The sequence below is a fragment of the Chitinophaga sp. 9-1-y genome (assembly GCF_059511905.2).
The window spans coordinates 4,319,525-4,339,217 of the sequence record NZ_CM197955.1 but is presented as its reverse complement, the minus strand read 5'-3'; the positions used below and the strand labels follow the sequence as shown (position 1 = coordinate 4,339,217).

Annotated in this window: 11 protein-coding genes; 6 read left to right on the top strand and 5 right to left on the bottom strand. The window is 47.5% G+C overall.

All coding sequences use genetic code 11. From position 1 onward, the window contains the following. The first annotated feature begins 74 nt into the window (after positions 1-74). Positions 75-2,444 carry an ABC transporter permease gene (locus AC5ZC7_RS17060; protein WP_496157705.1) on the top strand — a complete coding sequence of 790 codons (2,370 nt, stop codon included), beginning with the start codon at positions 75-77 and terminating at the stop codon, positions 2,442-2,444. Between the two features lie 185 nt (positions 2,445-2,629). On the opposite strand, the gene AC5ZC7_RS17055 is transcribed toward AC5ZC7_RS17060, so the two are convergent. Further along, entirely contained in the window at positions 2,630-4,879 is a 2,250-nt protein-coding gene (locus AC5ZC7_RS17055; protein ID WP_496157706.1) for an FUSC family membrane protein, read from the bottom strand. Positions 4,880-5,407: 528 nt separating this feature from the next. On the opposite strand from AC5ZC7_RS17055, the gene smc reads away from it, so the two are divergent. Then, positions 5,408-8,938 (top strand): chromosome segregation protein SMC, encoded by a 3,531-nt coding sequence (gene smc / locus AC5ZC7_RS17050; RefSeq protein ID WP_496157707.1) that lies wholly within the window; start codon positions 5,408-5,410, stop codon positions 8,936-8,938. Between the two features lie 77 nt (positions 8,939-9,015). Beyond that, positions 9,016-9,411: a DUF4259 domain-containing protein gene (locus AC5ZC7_RS17045; protein WP_496157708.1), complete on the top strand. Its 396-nt coding sequence runs from the start codon at positions 9,016-9,018 to the stop codon at positions 9,409-9,411. Between the two features lie 225 nt (positions 9,412-9,636). On the opposite strand, the gene AC5ZC7_RS17040 is transcribed toward AC5ZC7_RS17045, so the two are convergent. After that, positions 9,637-10,899, bottom strand: a complete 1,263-nt coding sequence (locus AC5ZC7_RS17040; protein ID WP_496157709.1) for a nucleoside transporter C-terminal domain-containing protein — start codon at positions 10,897-10,899, stop codon at positions 9,637-9,639. 171 nt (positions 10,900-11,070) lie between these two features. Between AC5ZC7_RS17040 and AC5ZC7_RS17035 the strand changes: the two genes are divergently transcribed. From AC5ZC7_RS17035 to AC5ZC7_RS17025, 3 genes are all read left to right on the top strand, one after another. Further along, on the top strand, positions 11,071-13,341 hold the full coding sequence (locus tag AC5ZC7_RS17035) for a DUF7133 domain-containing protein (RefSeq protein ID WP_496157710.1): 2,271 nt from the start codon (positions 11,071-11,073) through the stop codon (positions 13,339-13,341). A gap of 277 nt (positions 13,342-13,618) precedes the next feature. Then, the gene (locus tag AC5ZC7_RS17030; RefSeq protein ID WP_496157711.1) at positions 13,619-15,178 is read left to right on the top strand and encodes a glutamate synthase-related protein; all 1,560 of its coding nucleotides are present in this window, start codon (positions 13,619-13,621) and stop codon (positions 15,176-15,178) included. Between the two features lie 43 nt (positions 15,179-15,221). Continuing rightward, entirely contained in the window at positions 15,222-15,596 is a 375-nt protein-coding gene (locus tag AC5ZC7_RS17025) for a GreA/GreB family elongation factor (protein ID WP_496157712.1), read from the top strand. An 82-nt stretch (positions 15,597-15,678) separates the two neighbouring features. Here the strand turns inward: AC5ZC7_RS17025 and AC5ZC7_RS17020 are convergent, their stop codons facing one another. The 3 genes from AC5ZC7_RS17020 to AC5ZC7_RS17010 are packed head-to-tail and all read right to left on the bottom strand — an operon-like array spanning position 15,679 to position 19,541. After that, positions 15,679-16,209 carry a DUF192 domain-containing protein gene (locus AC5ZC7_RS17020; protein ID WP_496157713.1) on the bottom strand — a complete coding sequence of 177 codons (531 nt, stop codon included), beginning with the start codon at positions 16,207-16,209 and terminating at the stop codon, positions 15,679-15,681. Positions 16,210-16,221: 12 nt separating this feature from the next. After that, positions 16,222-17,403, bottom strand: a complete 1,182-nt coding sequence (gene mqnE, locus AC5ZC7_RS17015; protein ID WP_496157714.1) for an aminofutalosine synthase MqnE — start codon at positions 17,401-17,403, stop codon at positions 16,222-16,224. Then, positions 17,400-19,541 carry a M43 family zinc metalloprotease gene (locus AC5ZC7_RS17010; protein WP_496157715.1) on the bottom strand — a complete coding sequence of 714 codons (2,142 nt, stop codon included), beginning with the start codon at positions 19,539-19,541 and terminating at the stop codon, positions 17,400-17,402. The genes mqnE and AC5ZC7_RS17010 overlap by 4 nt, the downstream gene beginning before the upstream one ends. Positions 19,542-19,693 lie beyond the last annotated feature (152 nt).

The following is a 19,693-nucleotide window of genomic DNA, read 5'->3' as shown; positions in this document are numbered from 1 at the left end:
TGTATAGCATTGTTGGCTATGTAAAATGTGCATGGCATTTCCTTTGTCCACCCAGGAATAAGCAATATATCCTTATGTTTAGAAACTATCTGGCAATTGCCTGGCGTAATCTGATAAAAGATCGCAGGTTTGCTATCCTCAACCTGATTGGCCTGTCCACGGGTTTGGTCTGCGCACTGCTCATTTACATCTGGGTAAATGATGAACTGCAAATGGACCGTTTTCATAAAAAAGATGCTAACCTCTACCAGGTAATGGAAAACCGGGTACAGGCCAGTGGTATATGGACAGCCCAGTCCTCTTCTGTTCCTATGGCTGACGCCCTGGTGAAACAAATGCCGGAAGTGGAATACACGGCCATTACAGACTGGATCCCTAAAGCTACCCTGTCTGTAAATAATGAAAAGAATATTAAATCGAACGGGAAGTATGCCGGCAAAGATTTCTTTAACATGTTTTCTTATGACCTGCTCCAGGGCAATGCAGCCCAGGTGTTGCAGGAAAAGAAGTCGATCGTGTTATCTGATCAATTGGCGGAGAAATTATTTGGTACCACCACCAATATTATCGGCAAAACGGTAGAGATGCAGCATGAAGAACAGTTCATGGTAACAGGTATCTTCAAATCGCCGGGACAGCATTCGTCCGATCAGTTCGACTTTGTATTGCCTGCAACGGCGTATTCCAGGGTCACAGAGAATTTAGATAATTGGGGAAGCACAGGCCCCTCAACTTACCTGACGCTGAAGCCAGGTACAGACCCGGAGAAATTCAATATAAAACTGGCAGACTTCATTAAGCGAAATACCAATAATGACATTACCCACCGTACGCCTTTTATCCAGCAGTACTCTACCCGGTACCTGCACGGGCGCTACGAAAACGGGATACAGGTAGGAGGAAGAATAGATTATGTACGACTCTTTTCCCTCATTGCCATTTTTATCCTGGTCATTGCCTGCATTAATTTCATGAACCTGTCAACCGCCAAAGCATCTGGCAGGGCCAAAGAAGTAGGTGTGAAGAAAGCCATGGGCGCCGGCCGCGGCTCACTGATGCTGCAATTCCTCGGAGAATCTGTGCTGATGGCTTTCCTGGCGCTTGCCTTTGCCTTAGTACTGGTCATGTTTGCATTGCCCGCCTTCAATAATATCACCGGGAAACAATTGGCATTGTCGCAGTTGCAACCCGGATTAATAATATCGGTATTGGTCATCACCTTGCTGACCGGACTCCTGGCAGGCAGTTATCCCGCCTTGTATCTTTCTGGCTTTAAACCCGCGCTGGTATTGAAAGGAAAGCTGAGAGGAACGATGGGAGAACTGGTAGTGAGAAAAGGACTGGTGGTGTTTCAATTTAGCCTCTCTATTGTGCTAATCATTGCCGTGCTGGTGATTTATCGCCAGATCAGCTTCATACAAACAAAGAATCTCGGTTACGATAAAGACCATATCATCACGTTTACGAAAGAAGGAAAGCTGGATAATAACAAGGTGCAGGATGCCTTCCTGGCAGAAGTGAAGAACATACCGGGTGTTGTTGATGCCTCCAGTATTGCGCATACCCTCACTGGCCATAGCTCCGGTACTTCCGGCGTGATATGGGAAGGAAAAGATGTGAAAGACAAAACAGAGTTTGAGGCAGTACCCATCGACTATGATCTGCTGAAAACGCTGGACATCAAAATAAAAGAGGGCAGGGGATTTTCCCGCGACTTCGGTACAGACACCTCCATGATCATCTTCAATGAAGCGGGCATTAAATTCATGGGAATGCAGCATCCTATTGGGAAAGAGGTGGAATTATGGGGAACGAAAATGCATATTGGCGGTGTGGTGAAAGACTTTCATTTCCAGTCGCTCCACGATAAAGTAAAACCGTTGTTTTTTATTCTGGACAGATCTTCTGCCTACAAGTTTGTAGTGAAGCTGGAAACGGGGCGGGAAAAGACAGCACTTGCCCAATTGGGGCAACTTTATCAGCAGTTTAACCCGGGCTTTTCTTTCGATTATAAATTCCTGGACAGCAATTACGACAAGATGTATGCTGCAGAAAAACAGGTGTCTTTGTTATCCCGGTATTTCGCCGGACTGGCCATCCTGATTTCCTGTTTAGGTTTATTTGGACTGGCGGCCTTTACGGCTCAGCGCAGGTTGAAGGAAATCGGTATCCGGAAAGTATTGGGCGCCACGGTGAGTGCCATTGTAGTAATGCTATCAAAAGATTTCCTGAAGCTGGTGGGAATTTCCATGCTTATTGCATTTCCGGTGGCCTGGTGGGCCAGCAGCCAATGGCTGAAAGGCTTTGCCTATAGCATTCATATCAGCCCGGGTATATTTGTGGCCGCCGCTGTTTTGATTGTACTGATTACTTTGATGACCATCAGTTTTCAATCGGTGAAGGCAGCGTTGACGAACCCGGTGAAGAGTTTAAAAGCAGAGTAACGCGGGTATTGTCTTTGTACAGGATTAAACTGATTATACTGATTTTTATATTTGATTTTATAAGATGATGGGAGATCAAAGCTGGTATATCCGCTTCAGTCTCCCATCATCTTTTTTAATCCTATAAAATGTAATCAGTATAATCAGTTTAATCCTGTACAAAGACAATATCCGCTTCCGTCGCTTTATGCTTTCTCCTTTATGCTTTCAGCTCTTGTCAGCGCCTTGCCCATATCCCTTATCAGCGACAGGATGGCAATCAACTGATCATGTACCTGTTTGGTTTCCAGCATTTCATCGCGTGTAGGCGTTGGGCCCATCCCATCGTTGATTTCCTGTTGCCTTTTATGTACCAGCGATTCCAAATGATCGTCCAGGCGATCGAAGGCATGTACCTGTGGCGAAATGCTGGCATTGGCGTGGGTAGCAGGATCGAGCATCAGTATGAGTTGATCCATGTTGTGCAGCAGGTAATCAGCTATTTCGCGGTATTCTGGCCTGGGAAACTGTACACCATGGTGCATGTTGTAAGCCGCCAGGGCGGCTGTATGGGAGGTGAGGGTATGATTCAGTACTACGTAGTGATACACCTGCGACCCATTTTTTTGTTTGCTTTTAGGCTCGGAGAGCATACGCTGGAAAGCCGCCATCATATTAGCACTTGCCACATAGGTATCTTTTCTTGCCAGCTTAAAATCCGTGACGGATACTTTTTCATTGGAATAAGCCCGCATCACCAGTTCAAAATATTTCCGGTTGGTTTCCATCATTTTCTTCATGTAGTCTGGCAGGAAGTTGTGTTCCCAGGCAGGCCACAGCAGCATATTGGCAAAGAAGGCGATGCCTCCGCCAATGAAGGTATCCAGCACCCGTTGAGTAACGTTGGCCAGGTCGGATGGATGCAGGAAATGCAGCAGGAAAATAATAAACGGCGTTACAAAAAATACACTGAGCGTATACTGGAAACTCATAAAACTATAAGATCCCAGGATGCATAGCAGCATGGCAATGAAAATAACGGAGTTGTTATGTGTTACGTAAAGCAGGCCGGCAGCAAACAAGGCCCCGGTAACGGTGCCGATTAAACGTTGTATGCTGCGTGATTTGGTGAGTCCAAATCCTGGCTTCAGGATTACCACAATGGTCAGCAGAATCCAGTATACCCGGTCAAGATGCAATACCACGCCCAGGCCGTAACCCAATACGGTAGCCAGGCTCACACGGATGGCGTGGCGGAAAATATGCGACTTGAAGGTGAGGTTATCGCGGAAAGTTTCGAAGTCATATTTCTGCCGTGTAGTGAATTTGGACAGCTCCAGTTTAGGATCAATGGATTCGTCTTTCAGTCTTTCCAGGCGGGTGAGGCGGTGCAGGTTATAAATACGCTGGGCCATGTCCTGCAGGTTTTGCAGGATATTGGTGAGCGGTATGGTGCGTGTTCTTTCCTTGAGGGTTGGGAGTTGCATGGTAATGTCGGCGATGGCCTGTTTTACCTTCTCCATTTCAAATTTCAGGTTGGTTTTGGGCAGGGAGCGTTGTCCGGATGCTACGGCCAATCCGATATTTTGTAACTCTACGGTGAATTCCAGGATGAGGGCATGGAATTTCTCCAGTATTTCCTTGTCTTTGAAATCGGCCTGCAGGGCGTTGTAGTCCGTTTGTGAGGCCATGATTTGTTCCTGGAGGTCTACCATGTCGAGGAATATCAGTACCATGCTTTTGTTGATACTGGTGGTACCTTGTTGGGCGGAGCGCCTTTTCAGGAGCAGTTCCCGTACCTGTTCCTGTTTTTCGTTAACGATTACCTGTTGGGCCAGTACGGCTTTATAGTTGTCGGCTACATTTACGCCGGGGGTATAAAAATTGGCCCTTGTTTCGAGGTAGCGGGCAGTTTGAATGATACAGTCGCCCAATGCCTGTTGTACATTGAGGTAAGGACGGATCTGCCATAGGGTGAGGGCCAGTACAGCATACCAGATGCTGCCCAGCAACGCCATAGAGGCGTGCAGCAGAGTCAGTTTGGGTGTAAGCTGTGTTTCACCCAGGATGGATACCATCACCAGCAGGGCGGCAGTACCGATGTTGCCACCACGGTTACCATATACTAACAACATGGCGAACATAAAGCAGCAGCCGGCTATCCACAGCGCCATCGGGATAGTGTAGGGGATGAGGAGTCCGGTGCCCAGGGCGGTGATAAAAATAAGAATGGTACTAATGATCAGTCCATTCCGTTTATGGATAATCGTGCCCGGAACATCACTGAGCGCAGTACACAAGGCTCCCATCGACATGGCAATGCCCAGGTCCAGCTTGCCCATCCAGGCAAATACCATAGAAGGCACCACCACACTGATAGTGGTGCGCATGCCGTTGCTGAAATGATAACTGTAAAGAAAATTCTTGATATTGTTGATCAGCTGTTCTGTTCGCAAACGAATACGGGTTTTTGTGCCGCAAAGATAGGAAAGCAGAAAGCATAAAGCGTAAAGCAAAAAGCTATTTTCCCGATTGATGAGTGCGAATTTTGTCTTGGTACAGGATTAGACTGATTATACTGATTTTTAATATTTGATTATCAGCGTTAGAGAAGATAGAAAATGAAAATCTTTGCTAAGATCCTCTGCCATCTTCTAAAATCAAAAATAAAAATCAGTATAATCAGTCTAATCCTGTACCAGGACAAAAACTCGCTAAGATCATCCGCGACAATAGCTTTTTGCTTTACGCTTTACGCTTTCTGCGCCTGTTTAGCATTTTTCTCACACCCAATTTAATTCCAATTGATCTTTTTACTATATTTATAACCAGTCTATTATAGTTTTGAAGCGTGCTGCGTGCGGGAGTAAATGACACCTGATTGTGTATAAATAATCAGGTGATATTATCGCATCTCACTTAAATTACTTTTTGATTCGGGTAAAATTATATCTTTGACGCCTTAAAAAACCTCGGAGTACGACGTGCGCTTAAAAACACTAGAAATTAAAGGCTTTAAAAGTTTTGCAGATAAAACCGTTTTGCAGTTTGATGAGGGCATCACTGGGGTGATTGGGCCAAATGGTTGCGGCAAAAGTAATATCATCGACTCCATTCGCTGGGTAATCGGCGAGCACAAAATCAGTAACCTGCGCTCTGATAACCAGGCCGGGTTGGTGTTTAACGGCTCCAAAAGCCGCTCCGCAAGCGGTATGGCGGAAGTTAGCCTTACCTTCGAAAATACCAAAAACGTACTCCCCACCGAATTCACCACGGTGACGATTACACGCAAATTTTATAAAAACGGCGACAGTGAATACCGGCTCAACGATGTTGCCTGCCGCCTGAAAGATATTCATAACCTCTTCATGGACACCGGGGTGAGTACCGATTCCTATGCCATCATTGAGTTGGGCATGGTAGACGATATCATCAAGGATAAAGAAAACAGCCGTCGCCGGATGCTGGAACAAGCGGCAGGCATCTCCATATACAAAACCCGTAAAAAGGAAGCTAAATCCAAGCTGGACGCCACAGAAGGGGATCTTAACCGTATAGAGGACCTGTTGTTCGAAATCAATAACAACCTCAAAACACTCGAAAGCCAGGCCCGCAAAGCCGAACGCTTCTACGAAGTAAAAAAAGAATACCGCGAAGTAAGTATAGAACTGGCGAAAGCCGCACTGGAAGGCTTCAATATCAACTTTAAAGAACTGTCGGAAACCCAGCAGGCGGAAAGCGACCGCAAACTGGCCCTGGAAACAGAAATCCTGACAGCCGAAGCCGCCGTAGAACAAGATAAACTGCACTTCGTGGCCAAAGAAAGAGAACTGCAAACCCTGCAGAAATCTTTCAACGAACTCGTATCTACCATCCGTACCAAGGAAAACGATAAAAACCTCGCTACCCAGCAATTAACTTATTTGCGGGAACGCGAAAAAAGTATCACCGACTTCCTCAACAATGCAGAAGGACAACTGCAGGGCCTCACTACCTCCATCGAATTTACCGAGAAACAGGTAACCGAAGAAGGGGAAGTGTTTGAAACCATGGCAGACGAACTGGACACCCTCCGCGACATGGTGGAGGAAAAGAAAGAACGTTTTCACCAGAAAAAACAAGCCCTCGAAACCCTGCGTAACGACCAGCAACGCTGGCAACGCCAACAGTTTGAAGCAGAAAAGAAGGTAGCGGTAGCCGATACCTCCGTTCAGAACCTGCAACGTAGTATGCAGCAACTGCAGGAAGAAAAAGCCAGCCGCCTGCAACAAATCGCCCAACTGGAAACAGAAAAAGAGGCGCTGCAACAAACCCTCACCGGCAGCAAAACGGACCTGGAAGCCATGGTAAAGTTCCAGGAAGAAACCAAAGGGAAAATCCTCGCCACCCAATCCGATATCGAAGGATTAAGGGATAAGCTGGTAGATGAGAACCGTACCCTCGATTCCAAAAAGAACGAGTTCGACCTCCTCAAATCCCTGGTAGACAGCCTCGAAGGCTATCCGGAGAGTATTAAATTTCTGAAGAAAAATCCCGACTGGAATAATAATGCCCCCATCCTGAGTGATATATTTTTCTGTAAAGAAGAATATCGCACCTGCGTGGAAAACCTGTTGGAGCCTTATCTGAGCTACTATGTGGTGAATAACGTACACGAAGCGGTACAAGCCATACAGCTGCTCGATGCCAACAAAAAAGGGAAAGCCAACTTCTTTATTCTCGACCAGTTCCGTACAGACAATACCCCGCTGCTGGCGCCTCCCGGTACCATCCCGGCCCTGGAAGTAGTGGAAATTGAAGAGAAATATAAAGGCCTGGGTCAACACCTGCTGGGCAAAGTATTCATCGGGGAAGACCTGACCCGCCTGGAATTTAGCCAGCTGGCCGACGAAAGAATGCTGCTGGTGGAGAAATCCGGCCGTATGCACCGCGGTAAATACAATATCAGCGGTGGATCTGTAGGACTATTTGAAGGAAAGAAACTGGGCCGGGCCAAAAACCTGGAGAAACTGGAAGTAGAGATCAAAGATCTCGAAGCAGTGGTAGGCCGCCTGAAAGTAGCCCTGCAAAATAAACACGACGAAGTATTAGGCTACAATAGCCAACTCAATGAAAATAACATCAATGCTGCCAGGGAAAAGGTAAACCAGTTGAGCAATCAGCTGTTTGGCCTCCAGAACAGGATTGAAAACTTCCACCACCTCATCGAAGCCGGCGATAAACGCCTCGATGAAATGCAGCAATCACTGGCCACCAACCAGGAAAGCATTTCCGGTGTCAGGGATGAACTGGAAGGACTCAATGAAAGAGTGACTGAACTGCAGGACAGCATTACGGACGCCGACCGGATGTCGCAGGAAGCAGAGCAGCAGTTTAACATGGCCACCGTGCAGTTCAATAACCAAAACCTGCAACATACCCGCCAGCAAAGCAAAGTACAGGCCCTCAGACAGGAGCTGGAGTTTAAACGCAAGCAACTGTCGGACCTGCACGTGCAAATTACCAGTAATAAAACGCAGTTGGAAGATGCCGTAGGCCATATTGCCGCTGCCGTTGAAAAACTGAGCCACGCAGACGACGGACTGGTAGAACTGTTCCGCCAGCGCGAAGAAGAAGAAAAAGCACTCAACGAAAAAGACCAGGAATACTATAATTTCCGTAACCACCTGCAGGAGCTGGAAAGCACGCTGAGAACCAAACAGCGCGCCAGAGAGCAGCTGGAACAACAACTCAACACCATCAAGGATAAAGTGAACGAGCTGAAACTGCAACTGACCACCATGAAGGAACGGCTCAGCGTGGAGTTCAAAGTGAACCTCGATGAAATCATTGATGAGCAACGCAGCTCCGAACTGCCAGTGGAAGAGTTGCAGGGTAGTGCAGAGCGACTGAAAAAGCGGATGGAGAATATGGGAGAAATCAACCCCACCGCCATCGAAGCTTATCAGGAAATGAAGAAAAGGTATGAGTTTATCCTGGAACAAAAAACGGACCTGGTGAATGCGAAAGATTCCCTGCTGGCTACTATCCAGGAGGTAGAAACTACGGCTAACCAGAAGTTCCTGGATACTTTTAACCAGGTAAAGGAAAACTTTATCCGGGTATTTAAAGCCCTGTTTACAGAAGAAGACCAGTGCGATATGATCCTGAGTGATCCCGCCAACCTGGCGGATACCGGTATTGAAATCATCGCGAAGCCGAAAGGTAAGCGTCCGGCCGCCATCACACAGCTGTCCGGAGGAGAGAAAACACTCACCGCTACGGCGTTGTTGTTTGCCATTTACCTGATTAAACCGGCGCCATTCTGTATCCTCGATGAGGTAGATGCGCCACTGGATGATGCCAACGTGGGTAAGTTTACCAACATGATCAGGAAGTTTTCTGATAATTCACAATTTATTATTGTAACGCACAACAAACAAACCATGGCCGCTGTAGATGTGATCTATGGCGTAACTATGCAGGAGCCGGGTGTCAGCAAACTGGTGCCGGTAGATTTTAGAAGTTTGAACTAGCAGGTTGGTTTGGTTGTTGTAAAAAGAATCGATTACTTTTATTCTTTATTCGAAAAAAATAAAAAAACGTAAACACTATGGGCGCATGGGGCACCAGGAATTTTGAAAATGATGGATCACAGGATTGGGTATTTGACGTGATTGAAAGCAAAGACGGTGGTTTAGTGACGGATACACTGGCACGTATCATCAACAACATTGAAACACTGGAAGTATCGGATTGCGAAGAAGCATTAGCAGCTGCAGAACTGGTGGCAGCATTGGTAGGCAAACCTAGCGAGGATTTCCCGGAAGACCCGCTGGATCAGCTGGATGTATTGAACCTCATCGCAACCCGCGCACTCAGAAATCAGGCCATTACCGCAGTCAACAAAGTGACCGCTGGTTCTGAAATGAAGAACTATTGGGAAGGAGAAGGACAAGGCGAAGCATGGTCAGCTGTACAGGCCGGCCTGATTAAGCGTTTGGAGTAGTTGTAACACGAGACAGGAACCGCCGGGAAACCGCGACTGTTCACGAAGATTGCCGCGGATATGGTCCGGGGGCAGGATTACACTGATTATACTGATTTTTTATATTTTAAAAAAGAAGGGAGATAGAAGCGCATCCGCTTATATCTCCCTTCTTTTTTAAAATATAAAAATCCAAAAAACAAAATCAGTACAATCAGTCTAATCCTGCTATCAGACAATATTCGCTTATATCAGTATCCCTGCAATAGCCGCCGACATATAAGACGCCAGGGTACCACAGAGCAACGCTTTCAATCCCAGCTTAGCCAAATCAGCTCTTCTGTCTGGCGCCAGTTCCCCTATACCACCAATCTGCATACCCACGCTGCTGAAGTTCGCAAAACCAGCAATGGCAATGGTCACAATGGCAATCCCCTTAGCGGTTACAATGGGAACCGTTTTATCGGTCATGCTCTTGAAGGCCACAAATTCGTTGATGGTCAGCTTTTGTCCCAGCAGGGTAGCCACATTCTGCACATCCGCCTGAGGAACGCCGATCGCCCACGCCATTGGCATAAATAACTTACCGAAAATCCAGTCCAGGCTCAGGTTAAAGTTAGGGTTGAAAAGATGTCCGATATGTACCAGGCACCAATCGATACATGCAATAAAGGCGATAAAGCCAATCAGCATGGCAATAACGTTCATGGCTATTTTAAAACCATCGCCGGCGCCATGTGAAATCGCGTCAATTACGTTGGTATAGTTGCTTTTTACTTCCATTTTAACACGGCCCATGGTCACGCTTTCCTCGGTTTCCGGGAATACGATTTTGGAGATCACCAGTGCGCCCGGCGCCGCCATGAGACTGGCGGTAATCAGGAAAGGAGCAATATGCAATCCCGCCTGTAATCCCATGTTTACGTATACCACCAGGATCCCCCCGGCAATACAGGCCAAACTACCACTCATAGAGGCCAGTATCTCGCTTTTAGTCATGCTGGAAAGGTAAGGACGGATCATCACCTGGGCTTCTACCTGCCCCACAAAGGCGCTGGCTACGTTGCTCAGTGCTTCTGCACCACTTACACGCATCACAAAGTTCATGGCCCGGGCAATCACCGCTACTACACGCTGCATAATACCATAATGATATAAAACCGCTACCAGTACACATACCAGGATGATGGTGGCCGTTACGTTAAAGGCAAATACAAACCCACCGCCTGCATAATCTTTTACACTGCCATCATGCTGGGTTATACCAATACCACCATAAACAAAGGCGGCTCCCTTGCGGGCAAAAGCTTCCAGTTTCCCCATGGCATCACCTACCCGCTGAAAAAACCATGTAATAGGAGGCACCTTAAAAACCAAAAGCCCAATAGCTACCTGCAACCCAATTCCACTCAATACCAATCGGTAGTTGATCTTTTTTTTGTTGTTAGAAAACAAAAAGGCGATGCCCAAGATAAGTACAATGCCTATGATGCCCTGAAAGCGTTCCATAAATGCAAATAAATCGTAAAATGTATGCAATAAAGCGACGAAGATAAGGCTTTTTGAAGTGGTGCAAATGCGAAACTGTTATCTCATATAATTTTTAAAAAAAAATATTTTCAGAAATGTATTTTTACTTTTCGCAATCGATTTATAACAATGCAGCGTACCCACTATTTAATGACCACGTTATGTCTCGCGCTCTTTGCCTGTGGGCAGCGGGATCAACACCAGGAAGGAAATAAACACGAACAGGATTCTCTGGCCATGCGGAAGCAGTATGCTGCTTCACCCGTTCTGGATGCGCAAACGGCCATCAGTCATATGACGTACGACAAAGGCCTGAAGGTACAGTTGGTGGCAGCAGAACCTATGGTAGTAGCCCCGGTAGCCATGACGTTTGATGAACGTGGCCGCATGTGGGTGGTGGAAATGACCGGCTTTATGCCCGATACCGTTGGTACCGGAGAGGAGAAACCTGATGGCAAAATTGTGATTTTGGAAGACACCACCGGCGATGGCGTCATGGATAAAAGAACCGTTTTCCTTGACTCGCTGGTACTCCCCAGGGCTATTTGCCTGATAGAGAATGGCATACTCGTAGCCACGCCTCCTCAGCTGTGGTTTGTGGAAATTAACCACGACAAACCCGGTAAGAAAACACTCGTAGATGATCAATACGCTGCCGGCGGTAACGTAGAACACCAACCCAATGGTTTACTAAGAGCCATGGATAACTGGATCTACAATGCAAAATCGGATAGGCGTTACCGTAAGGCAGGCAATAAATGGCTGAAAGAAGCTACCCATTTCCGGGGGCAGTGGGGTATCACCCAGGACAACCAGGGACGCCTCTATTATAATAACAACTCAGAAAACCTGCTGGGCGACTACTTCCTGCCCGGATTAGGTGGCACCAACCCGCAGCAGCAGAATGATGCAGGCTTTGATCAGCGAATAGTACCAGATAACCGAACCTATCCCATTCACCCCACACCGGGCGTAAACCGCGGATACCAGAAAGGTACGCTGGATGATAGCCTGCGCCTCGTTAACTTCACTGCCGCCTGTGGCCCGCTGATTTACCGGGGTAATCTGTTGCCAGCTACTTACCAGGGCAACGCTTTTGTGGCAGAGCCTTCTGCCAATCTCATCAAAAGAAATATGCTGTCGGATAGCAGCTTTGTGGTGAAGGGCGTACAGGCATATCAGGGCAAGGAGTTTTTAGCCAGTGATGATGAACGTTTCCGTCCGGTGGATTTGAAAACAGGCCCCGATGGCGCGCTGTATATCGCTGATATGTATCGCGGGATCCTGCAACATAAAACGTACATCACCGAATACTTAAAGAATGAAGTGAAAATGCGGCAGCTCACACAGCCGCTGAATGCGGGTCGTATTTATCGCATTATCCCGGCGGGGACTTTGCCTGCCGCATCGCCGGCAGATCACAGTCCTGCGGGATTAGTGAAGCAACTCAGCTCCCCCAACGGTGCATTACGTGACCAGGCGCAGCAGCTGATCATTGATCGCCAGTTAAAAGAAGTATTGCCGGCGTTAAGGGAATTGCTGCATTCGGATATCGCTTCTGCCGTACAGGTACATGCGCTCTGGACACTGGAAGGATTACATCTGTTAACTGCGGCAGACCTGGAAGGTATCTGGCGAAATAACAACGCCATGCTGAAAATGCAGGCGCTGGCCGCGTTGCCGTCTGTGTTGAATAGCGGTAATGCAAAAGCCATGGCCACTGCGTTAGACACCTTATCCGATAATGCTTACCTGGCGCCGGCTGTGGGTTACCTGCTGCCAGCCCTTGGAAAAGCGGACAAAGCGGCCGCAGCGCGACTGGAAGAGAAAATGATAAAAGCGTATGCGCCTGACCGTTATGTGGCATCTGCATTGGTCAATAATGCTGTAAACCGGGAACCTGCTTTACTGAAACAGGTGATTGCCTGGAATCCGGATACTACACTGGCATTGCGCCGGCAGCTGGAAAAGGTGTTAAAAAACCTGGATAACAAGGCCAATGCTAAAAAGATGGAAGCATTAAGGACTGCATTGCCCCGTGGCTATAAAATATTTAATACCGTTTGCCAAACCTGTCATGGTAAGAACGGAGAAGGTATTGCCGCTATGGCGCCTCCACTGAATGAAAGCAACTGGGTAAATGGCAATAAGAAAGCCTTTATTTCTATTGTATTGTACGGCTTAACCGGACCGGTGGAAGTACACGGAAAAGTATACAAAGCGCCGGAAATAAATGGTGATATGCCAGGCATTGGCGGCAGCGATGAATTCAATGATGCAGATATTGCACAACTGCTGACCTTCCTGCGTAGTGCCTGGAAAAATAGTGCCGATAAGGTCACTGCTGCCGACATACAGCAGGTGCGTAAGCAGTACAACGGCCGGCAGAAGCCGTTTACAGCACCTGAGCTAGCAAAATGATAGTTTATTGGAAATAAATCCCTTATATTTGCCGGATTACAATTAATAATTAATTGAATCCGGCAAATACCATATTACTATTTCAGAACACTTCCCTTACGTGCAAGCGTATCGGCGGGTTCTTATTGCCGTTCTTATCCTGCCCCAAAGACTTCAACACTTAATCCCGGGCAACTTTTAGTATATAAAGCGTTGTACCCGGGGGAATGACTACCTGTATCTGTGTAGTTTTATTCCATTCGTATTTTTTCCAAAACAATCTTATAAAAACAGTTTTATGAATCATCGGATAGCACGATGGGCAGTTTACCTTTTATGCCTGTTGCTGGATGTGAGCGTCGCTACAAGTCTTTATCGTGGATACTTAACCGGATGGTTCCTGTTGCCCGTGGCAGTAGGACTCACCCTGTTAACCCTTTATGACCGGCTGCAAAGGAAGCATGCGTTGTTGCGTAACTACCCTTTACTGGGACGGTTGCGTTACCTGTTGGAGCAAATCAGGCCGGAGATGCGTCAGTATTTCTTTGAATCGGATACCGATGGAAGGCCATTTAATCGCCGTCAGCGTGCGGTGGTGTATCAGCGTGCAAAAGATGTTAAACAAACTGTGGCTTTTGGTGCGTTGGACAACATGTATGAGCCAGGCTATGAATGGGCCGCTCATACTGCGTTCCCGATGAAAGTAAAAGCGGAAGATTTGCGGGTGAACATTGGTAACGCCCAATGTACACAGCCTTACAACGCCAGCTTGCTGAACGTGAGCGCCATGAGTTATGGGGCGTTGAGTAAAACGGCCATTGCTTCGCTGAACGGAGGTGCACAGTTAGGAGGTTTTGCGCATAATACCGGAGAGGGAGGGATTAGTCCTTATCATTTGCAGCATGGTGGCCACCTGATCTGGCAAATTGGTACCGGTTATTTTGGTTGCCGCGATGAGCAGGGGAATTTCTCTGCGGAAGTATTTGCGGTGGCAGCTGCGGAACCATCTGTAAAAATGATTGAATTGAAATTAAGCCAGGGAGCCAAACCCGGTAAGGGAGGGGTGTTGCCTGCTGCTAAAAATACGCCTGAAATTGCGGCGATTCGTAAGGTAAAACCAGGTACCAGCGTATTATCGCCTGCTGCGCATACCGCTTTTAGTAATGAATATGAGATGCTGACTTTCTTACAGCAGTTACGTAAACTTTCCGGTGGCAAGCCGGTAGGGTTTAAGCTGTGTGTGGGCCGTGCAGATGAGTTTGAACGTATTTGTATCGCGATGGTAAATACCGGTATTTACCCGGATTTTATCACCGTGGATGGTGCGGAAGGTGGTACCGGTGCGGCGCCACTGGAGTTTACGGACTCCATCGGGATGCCTTTATATGATGCGTTGGCGCTGGTTGTAAACCTGTTGCGTCATTACGACCTGAAACAGCATATCCGCATTATGGCGAGTGGTAAAGTTATTACGGGTTTCGACATCCTGAAAGTGTTGGCGATAGGAGCAGACGCGTGCTACAGTGCCCGTGGTATGATGCTGGCGTTAGGTTGTATCCAGGCATTGCAATGTGATAGCGGCAGTTGCCCGGTAGGCGTAGCCACACAGGATCCTACCCTTTACCAGGGGGTGAATGTGGCCGATAAGCGGGTACGTGTAGCCAACTATCACCGTAACACCATTGCGGCATTGGCGGAACTGATGGGGGCCTGTGGCTTTGCTTCACCAGAGACGGTGAGTCCTGCAGCCCTGTTCAGAAGAATAACGAGAACGGAGGTACGATCTTATCAGGAAATATATGCACCGAAACAGCTTTTAGCTTCTATTAGCCATCAGCTATTAGAAGCTAAAAGCTAGCAGTGAAATGCTAAAAGCTATTAATCATCAAAACCCGGTCATCATGAAAAAGAAACAGATCATTGTGTCCCTACATGATTACGAAATCCTTAAAACCCTGTGCTATGAAGCGCCGGCTACCCACAAACTTAAAGAGGAGCTGGACAGGGCTGTTGTTAAAAAGGGCAAAGTACCTGACCATGTAGTGCAGGTAAATTCAACGTTGCAGTTCAGGGATGAGCGCAGCGGACAGGTCAGGAGTGTACAGCTGGTGCTGCCGGCATTAAGCAATTTGCAGGAAGGTAAGTTATCGATCCTGTCGCCCATTGGTACGGCCCTGTTGGGGTATAGCACGGGTGATGTAATTGATTGGGAAGTACCTGCGGGGAAAACACAGTTGCATATTCTTGAAGTAGTAAATGCTGCAGCGCAAGTATAAAGAGGCTATTAGTGTTAGCGATCAAATATGTATCATAGAGCAAAAAAGCCCCCCGCGTCTGCGGGGGGCTTCTCTTTTAATATTATTGCTGGTAAACGATTTTATCTCCGTAGGCGATGTGGTATTTATCGGAGAAACCACCATTTACTTCGAGTACATATTTGGCTTTCTTGTAGGAAGGCAAACTTTCTTCTGATAGTGGTGTGGCGTATTTCTGAATGGATACGATTTCCATATTATCTGCTATATAGATAATATCCAGGGAGATGTAGGTGTTTTTCATCCAGAAGGCGCGTTCTTCCATGTCCGGAAAAATGAAGAGCATGCCCTGATCATCTGTCATTGATTTACGATACATCAATCCATCGGCGCGTTGCTCGTCGGTTTGCGCCAGCTGTATATCAATTTTGCGCAGGGTGTCTGCACCGGATTTTCCCAGGAAAGCGAGGGTACCTTGTTTTTTGAAGGTGGTGCCATTGGAAGTTACCGTGGCTGCTTCAGGGGTAGTTACTACAGGGGTATCTACTGTATTGTTGTTATTGTTGTTGGTACTCTGGTGACAGCCGGCAGCGTATAAACTGGCAATCAATATACATTTCAGGTGTAATTGCATAAGATAGAAATACTATTTGGTCAGCAATTCTTCATCAGAAAAAACCACGTTTGTGTAGTCCTGTATTTCGTTGTATACGGTATCTCTTTCCACGGGTCTTCTGCCGGCCTGTTTAATCAGTTGGGCCAGTTGCGCCGTGTTCATAGATGGATTTTGTTCTTCTGCACCGGCCATTGAATAGATCTTGGTGGTGTCATCAATGGTGCCATCCAGGTCGTTTACACCGAAAGAGAGGGTTAGTTGTGCGGTATTTCTTCCCAGCATAGGCCAGTAGGCTTTCAGGTGGGGGAAGTTATCCATGTAGAGGCGGGCTATTGCGTACAGGCGCAGATCTTCCACGATGGAGCTTTCCGGGATATCAGACATGTCGTTGCCTTTATTACGGAATTTCAGCGGGATGAAGGTATTGAAACCACCGGTTTCATCCTGCAGGCTACGTAAGCGTTCCATGTGATCAATGCGGTCTGCAAAGGATTCGATATGGCCATACAGCATGGTAGCGTTGGTGTGCATGCCACGGAGGTGAGCAGCTTTGTGAATGGCGAGCCATCCGTCGGCATCTACTTTATCGTGGCATATTTTGGCGCGTACTGCGGGGGCAAATATTTCCGCACCGCCGCCAGGCATGGATTGCAGGCCGGCCTCGTTGAGGATGCGCATGCCTTCGTCTACGCTTACTTTGGCTTTACGGAACATATAATCGAGTTCCACGGCGGTAAATCCTTTCACGTGCAGGTCCGGACGGTGTGCCCTGATTTGTTTGATCAGTTCCACGAAAAAGTCCAGTTGCATTTTAGGATGTACGCCACCTACGATATGTACTTCTGTAACGGGTTGGTTGTCGTATTTTTTTACGATGTCCATCATCTGGTCGATGCTCAGTTCCCATCCATCTTCCCGGTTCTTATACAGGCGGGAATAGGAGCAGAAGTGGCAGGTAAATACACAGACGTTCGTTGGTTCTATATGAAAGTTGCGGTTGAAGTAGGTCTTGTCGCCATGCATGCGTTCGCGTACATGGTTGGCTAACGCGCCTACAAGGCCGATATCTGCTTTTTCAAATAAGACCAGCCCTTCATCGGGCGTAATTCTTTCCTGTTGAAGGATCTTTTCTGCAATGCGCTTCAGTGCTGCGTCCAGGTTGGGTTGCTGAAGGAGCGTTTGAACAGCCGGATTATCTTTTCTCGTCGTCATCTTACTTTCATTAATTTGATGGTGTTGGCCCTGTTCCTGTAAATTAATTTTACAAAATAAACACCATTTGGCTCATTTACCAAATTAAAGGTAAGCCGGTTGCCGGCGCCTATTGCTGATGCTGGTTGGCTACCCATTAGTTGTCCCTGCGTGTTGTAAATAGCAACCTGTTGCAGGTCTTCCGGTACCTGGTAAAAAGTGACCCAAAAGATGCCGGTGGTAGGGTTGGGGTTCACTAAAATCCCCTTTTCCCGGAGCGAAGGATTTACTTCTTTCGTGACAATATTTATATTATCAATATAAATGTTATTCTCTGAATTTGAAATATTTCTGAAGGCTACTTGAAATTTTCCTTTATGTGCAATAGCGGTCAGATCCACAGAATCCCGGCGCCACTCGCTGGCGGTGGGTACAAACTCGGTTTGTATTGGTTTTGCCCTTGTAATCAGGTTGGGGCCCCATTTGGAATAGAGCAGTGTGCCGGTTTGGCGGCAATCATTGGTGGTGATAATCTGTAACGTATCCCAGGAAATACCGGTGCTGGACGGATCTGAATATACGGCTGCTGCCACATCGAAAAACAGGAATACCGAATCGGCGCCCTGCGGATCAATAACCGGTGTAATGAGGTCGTCTGTTTGATCGTTGGTATTATAGCCCAGGTTGCGGATCAAAGCAGACGCGTGGCTGTTTCTGCCTACATCACGGGAACGTTCCCAGGTAAAGCTGCGGTCAGGATTATAGAGATCCCAGCCTGGTGGCGGGAAGCTATCGTCTTCGAAGCCTTGTGAGAGGGGAAGCCTGGCTTCTGCATCATAACGGAAACGGATATTCGCAGTATCGTTGGATACATTGCCATCGGCTTGTCCGTTGGGAGATTGCGTATAGGCTTTCAGGTTATATGTGTTAATAGCCACATCAGCGCCCGGCAGGGTCACTGTTGTTTGCTGTAAGCTGGCGAGGTTCCCCGTCCACTGGTAGGAGGTGAGCGCACTACCATTGAGCTGGTACCAGATGGTCACTTTGGTGAGCGGATTAGTACCCCGGTTGCGCAGCACTACTGTGGGTGTAATATGGTTGTCGCATATTTTACCATCCGGCGCTGTAACGCTTACCAGTGAAGCGTCATTGCCTGCCAGCACCGGCGGCACGCAGCCATTGGAGCTCATCAGGCTCTCCGTAATATTTTCCAATACAAAACGCATCCGGTCTACCTGGCCGGCGGTAAAGAGATGCATGCAGGCATCGTCCGTATAGTCCATGTAGTTCATGAACATAATACCCGGAAACGTGGTAGAACAATTATCCAGTTTAGGGAAAGAAGGACATCCGTAGGTATTATCACCCTGCAGGGGCGTGTCGGTGATCCCATCATCGATGGTACAGCCGCCATTATCATCTCCCCAAACATGTTTTAAACCAAAATAATGGCCTATTTCGTGGGTAGCGGTACGGCCCAGGTTATATATCCCGCCTACACTGCCGGTAGTGCCAAACGCGGTGTATTGTATTACCACCCCTTCCTGTTCCAGCGGGTAGCCGGTTCCCGGAGGGGCCGCCACGCCCAGGTAATTGCCGGAAAGGCGGGTGACCCATATATTCAGGTATTTGGAATGGTCCCAGCCCTCTGTGCCACCGGTAGCGGCATATTTGGCATCCGCCGCACCATTGAGGATAGAAAAGCTTTGTCCGGGTGCTGTTTTCACCCGTACAATGCCATTGGTTGGCTCATCACCGGGCGTACGTTGCGCCAGGCAAAAATGAATTTGCGTATTGCCAATGATGGATTGCCAAACGGGGGGCACCTGGGAAATATCTGTATTGGCGGCATTGTAATCGCGGTTCAACACATCGATCTGCGACTGGATTTGCGCATCGGTCACCACACTGGGATCATCGAGCAGCACATGTACCACTACCGGGATAGATACCGATACCGGGGTTGATTCCGGTCGGACATACAGGCGTTGTCGGATTTGCCCCTGTTGCATAAGGGCTTCGTTTTTTTGCAACAATTCCTGTAAACGCGGAATTTTTTGAACCCGTTGTTGCAAGGCTTCTGCGGTACCGCATTTGCGCTGTGCCATAGCAGTAGCGCAACAGAAAAAGGTAAGAAGGATAATAAACTGATGGCGCAATAAAGTAGAATTTGTAAATGAAGATACGGGAAAGAACGGGGATTTTTGTCTTGCTCAGGATTAGGCTGATTATACTTATTTTTTTTGTTGACGGCGATAGGGGAGATAGAGTAGGTATATTCTTTTCGGTCATCTTTCTAAAATCAATAAAT

Bases quoted from the DNA above. Each gene is read 5' to 3' on its own strand.
- AC5ZC7_RS17060 (WP_496157705.1), top strand. From the start codon at position 75: ATGTTTAGAAACTATCTGGCAATTGCCTGGCGTAATCTGATAAAAGAT.
- AC5ZC7_RS17045 (WP_496157708.1), top strand. From the start codon at position 9,016: ATGGGCGCATGGGGCACCAGGAATTTTGAAAATGATGGATCACAGGAT.
- AC5ZC7_RS17040 (WP_496157709.1), bottom strand. From the start codon at position 10,899: ATGGAACGCTTTCAGGGCATCATAGGCATTGTACTTATCTTGGGCATC.
- AC5ZC7_RS17035 (WP_496157710.1), top strand. From the start codon at position 11,071: ATGACCACGTTATGTCTCGCGCTCTTTGCCTGTGGGCAGCGGGATCAA.
- AC5ZC7_RS17030 (WP_496157711.1), top strand. From the start codon at position 13,619: ATGAATCATCGGATAGCACGATGGGCAGTTTACCTTTTATGCCTGTTG.
- AC5ZC7_RS17025 (WP_496157712.1), top strand. From the start codon at position 15,222: ATGAAAAAGAAACAGATCATTGTGTCCCTACATGATTACGAAATCCTT.
- AC5ZC7_RS17020 (WP_496157713.1), bottom strand. From the start codon at position 16,209: ATGCAATTACACCTGAAATGTATATTGATTGCCAGTTTATACGCTGCC.
- mqnE (WP_496157714.1), bottom strand. From the start codon at position 17,403: ATGACGACGAGAAAAGATAATCCGGCTGTTCAAACGCTCCTTCAGCAA.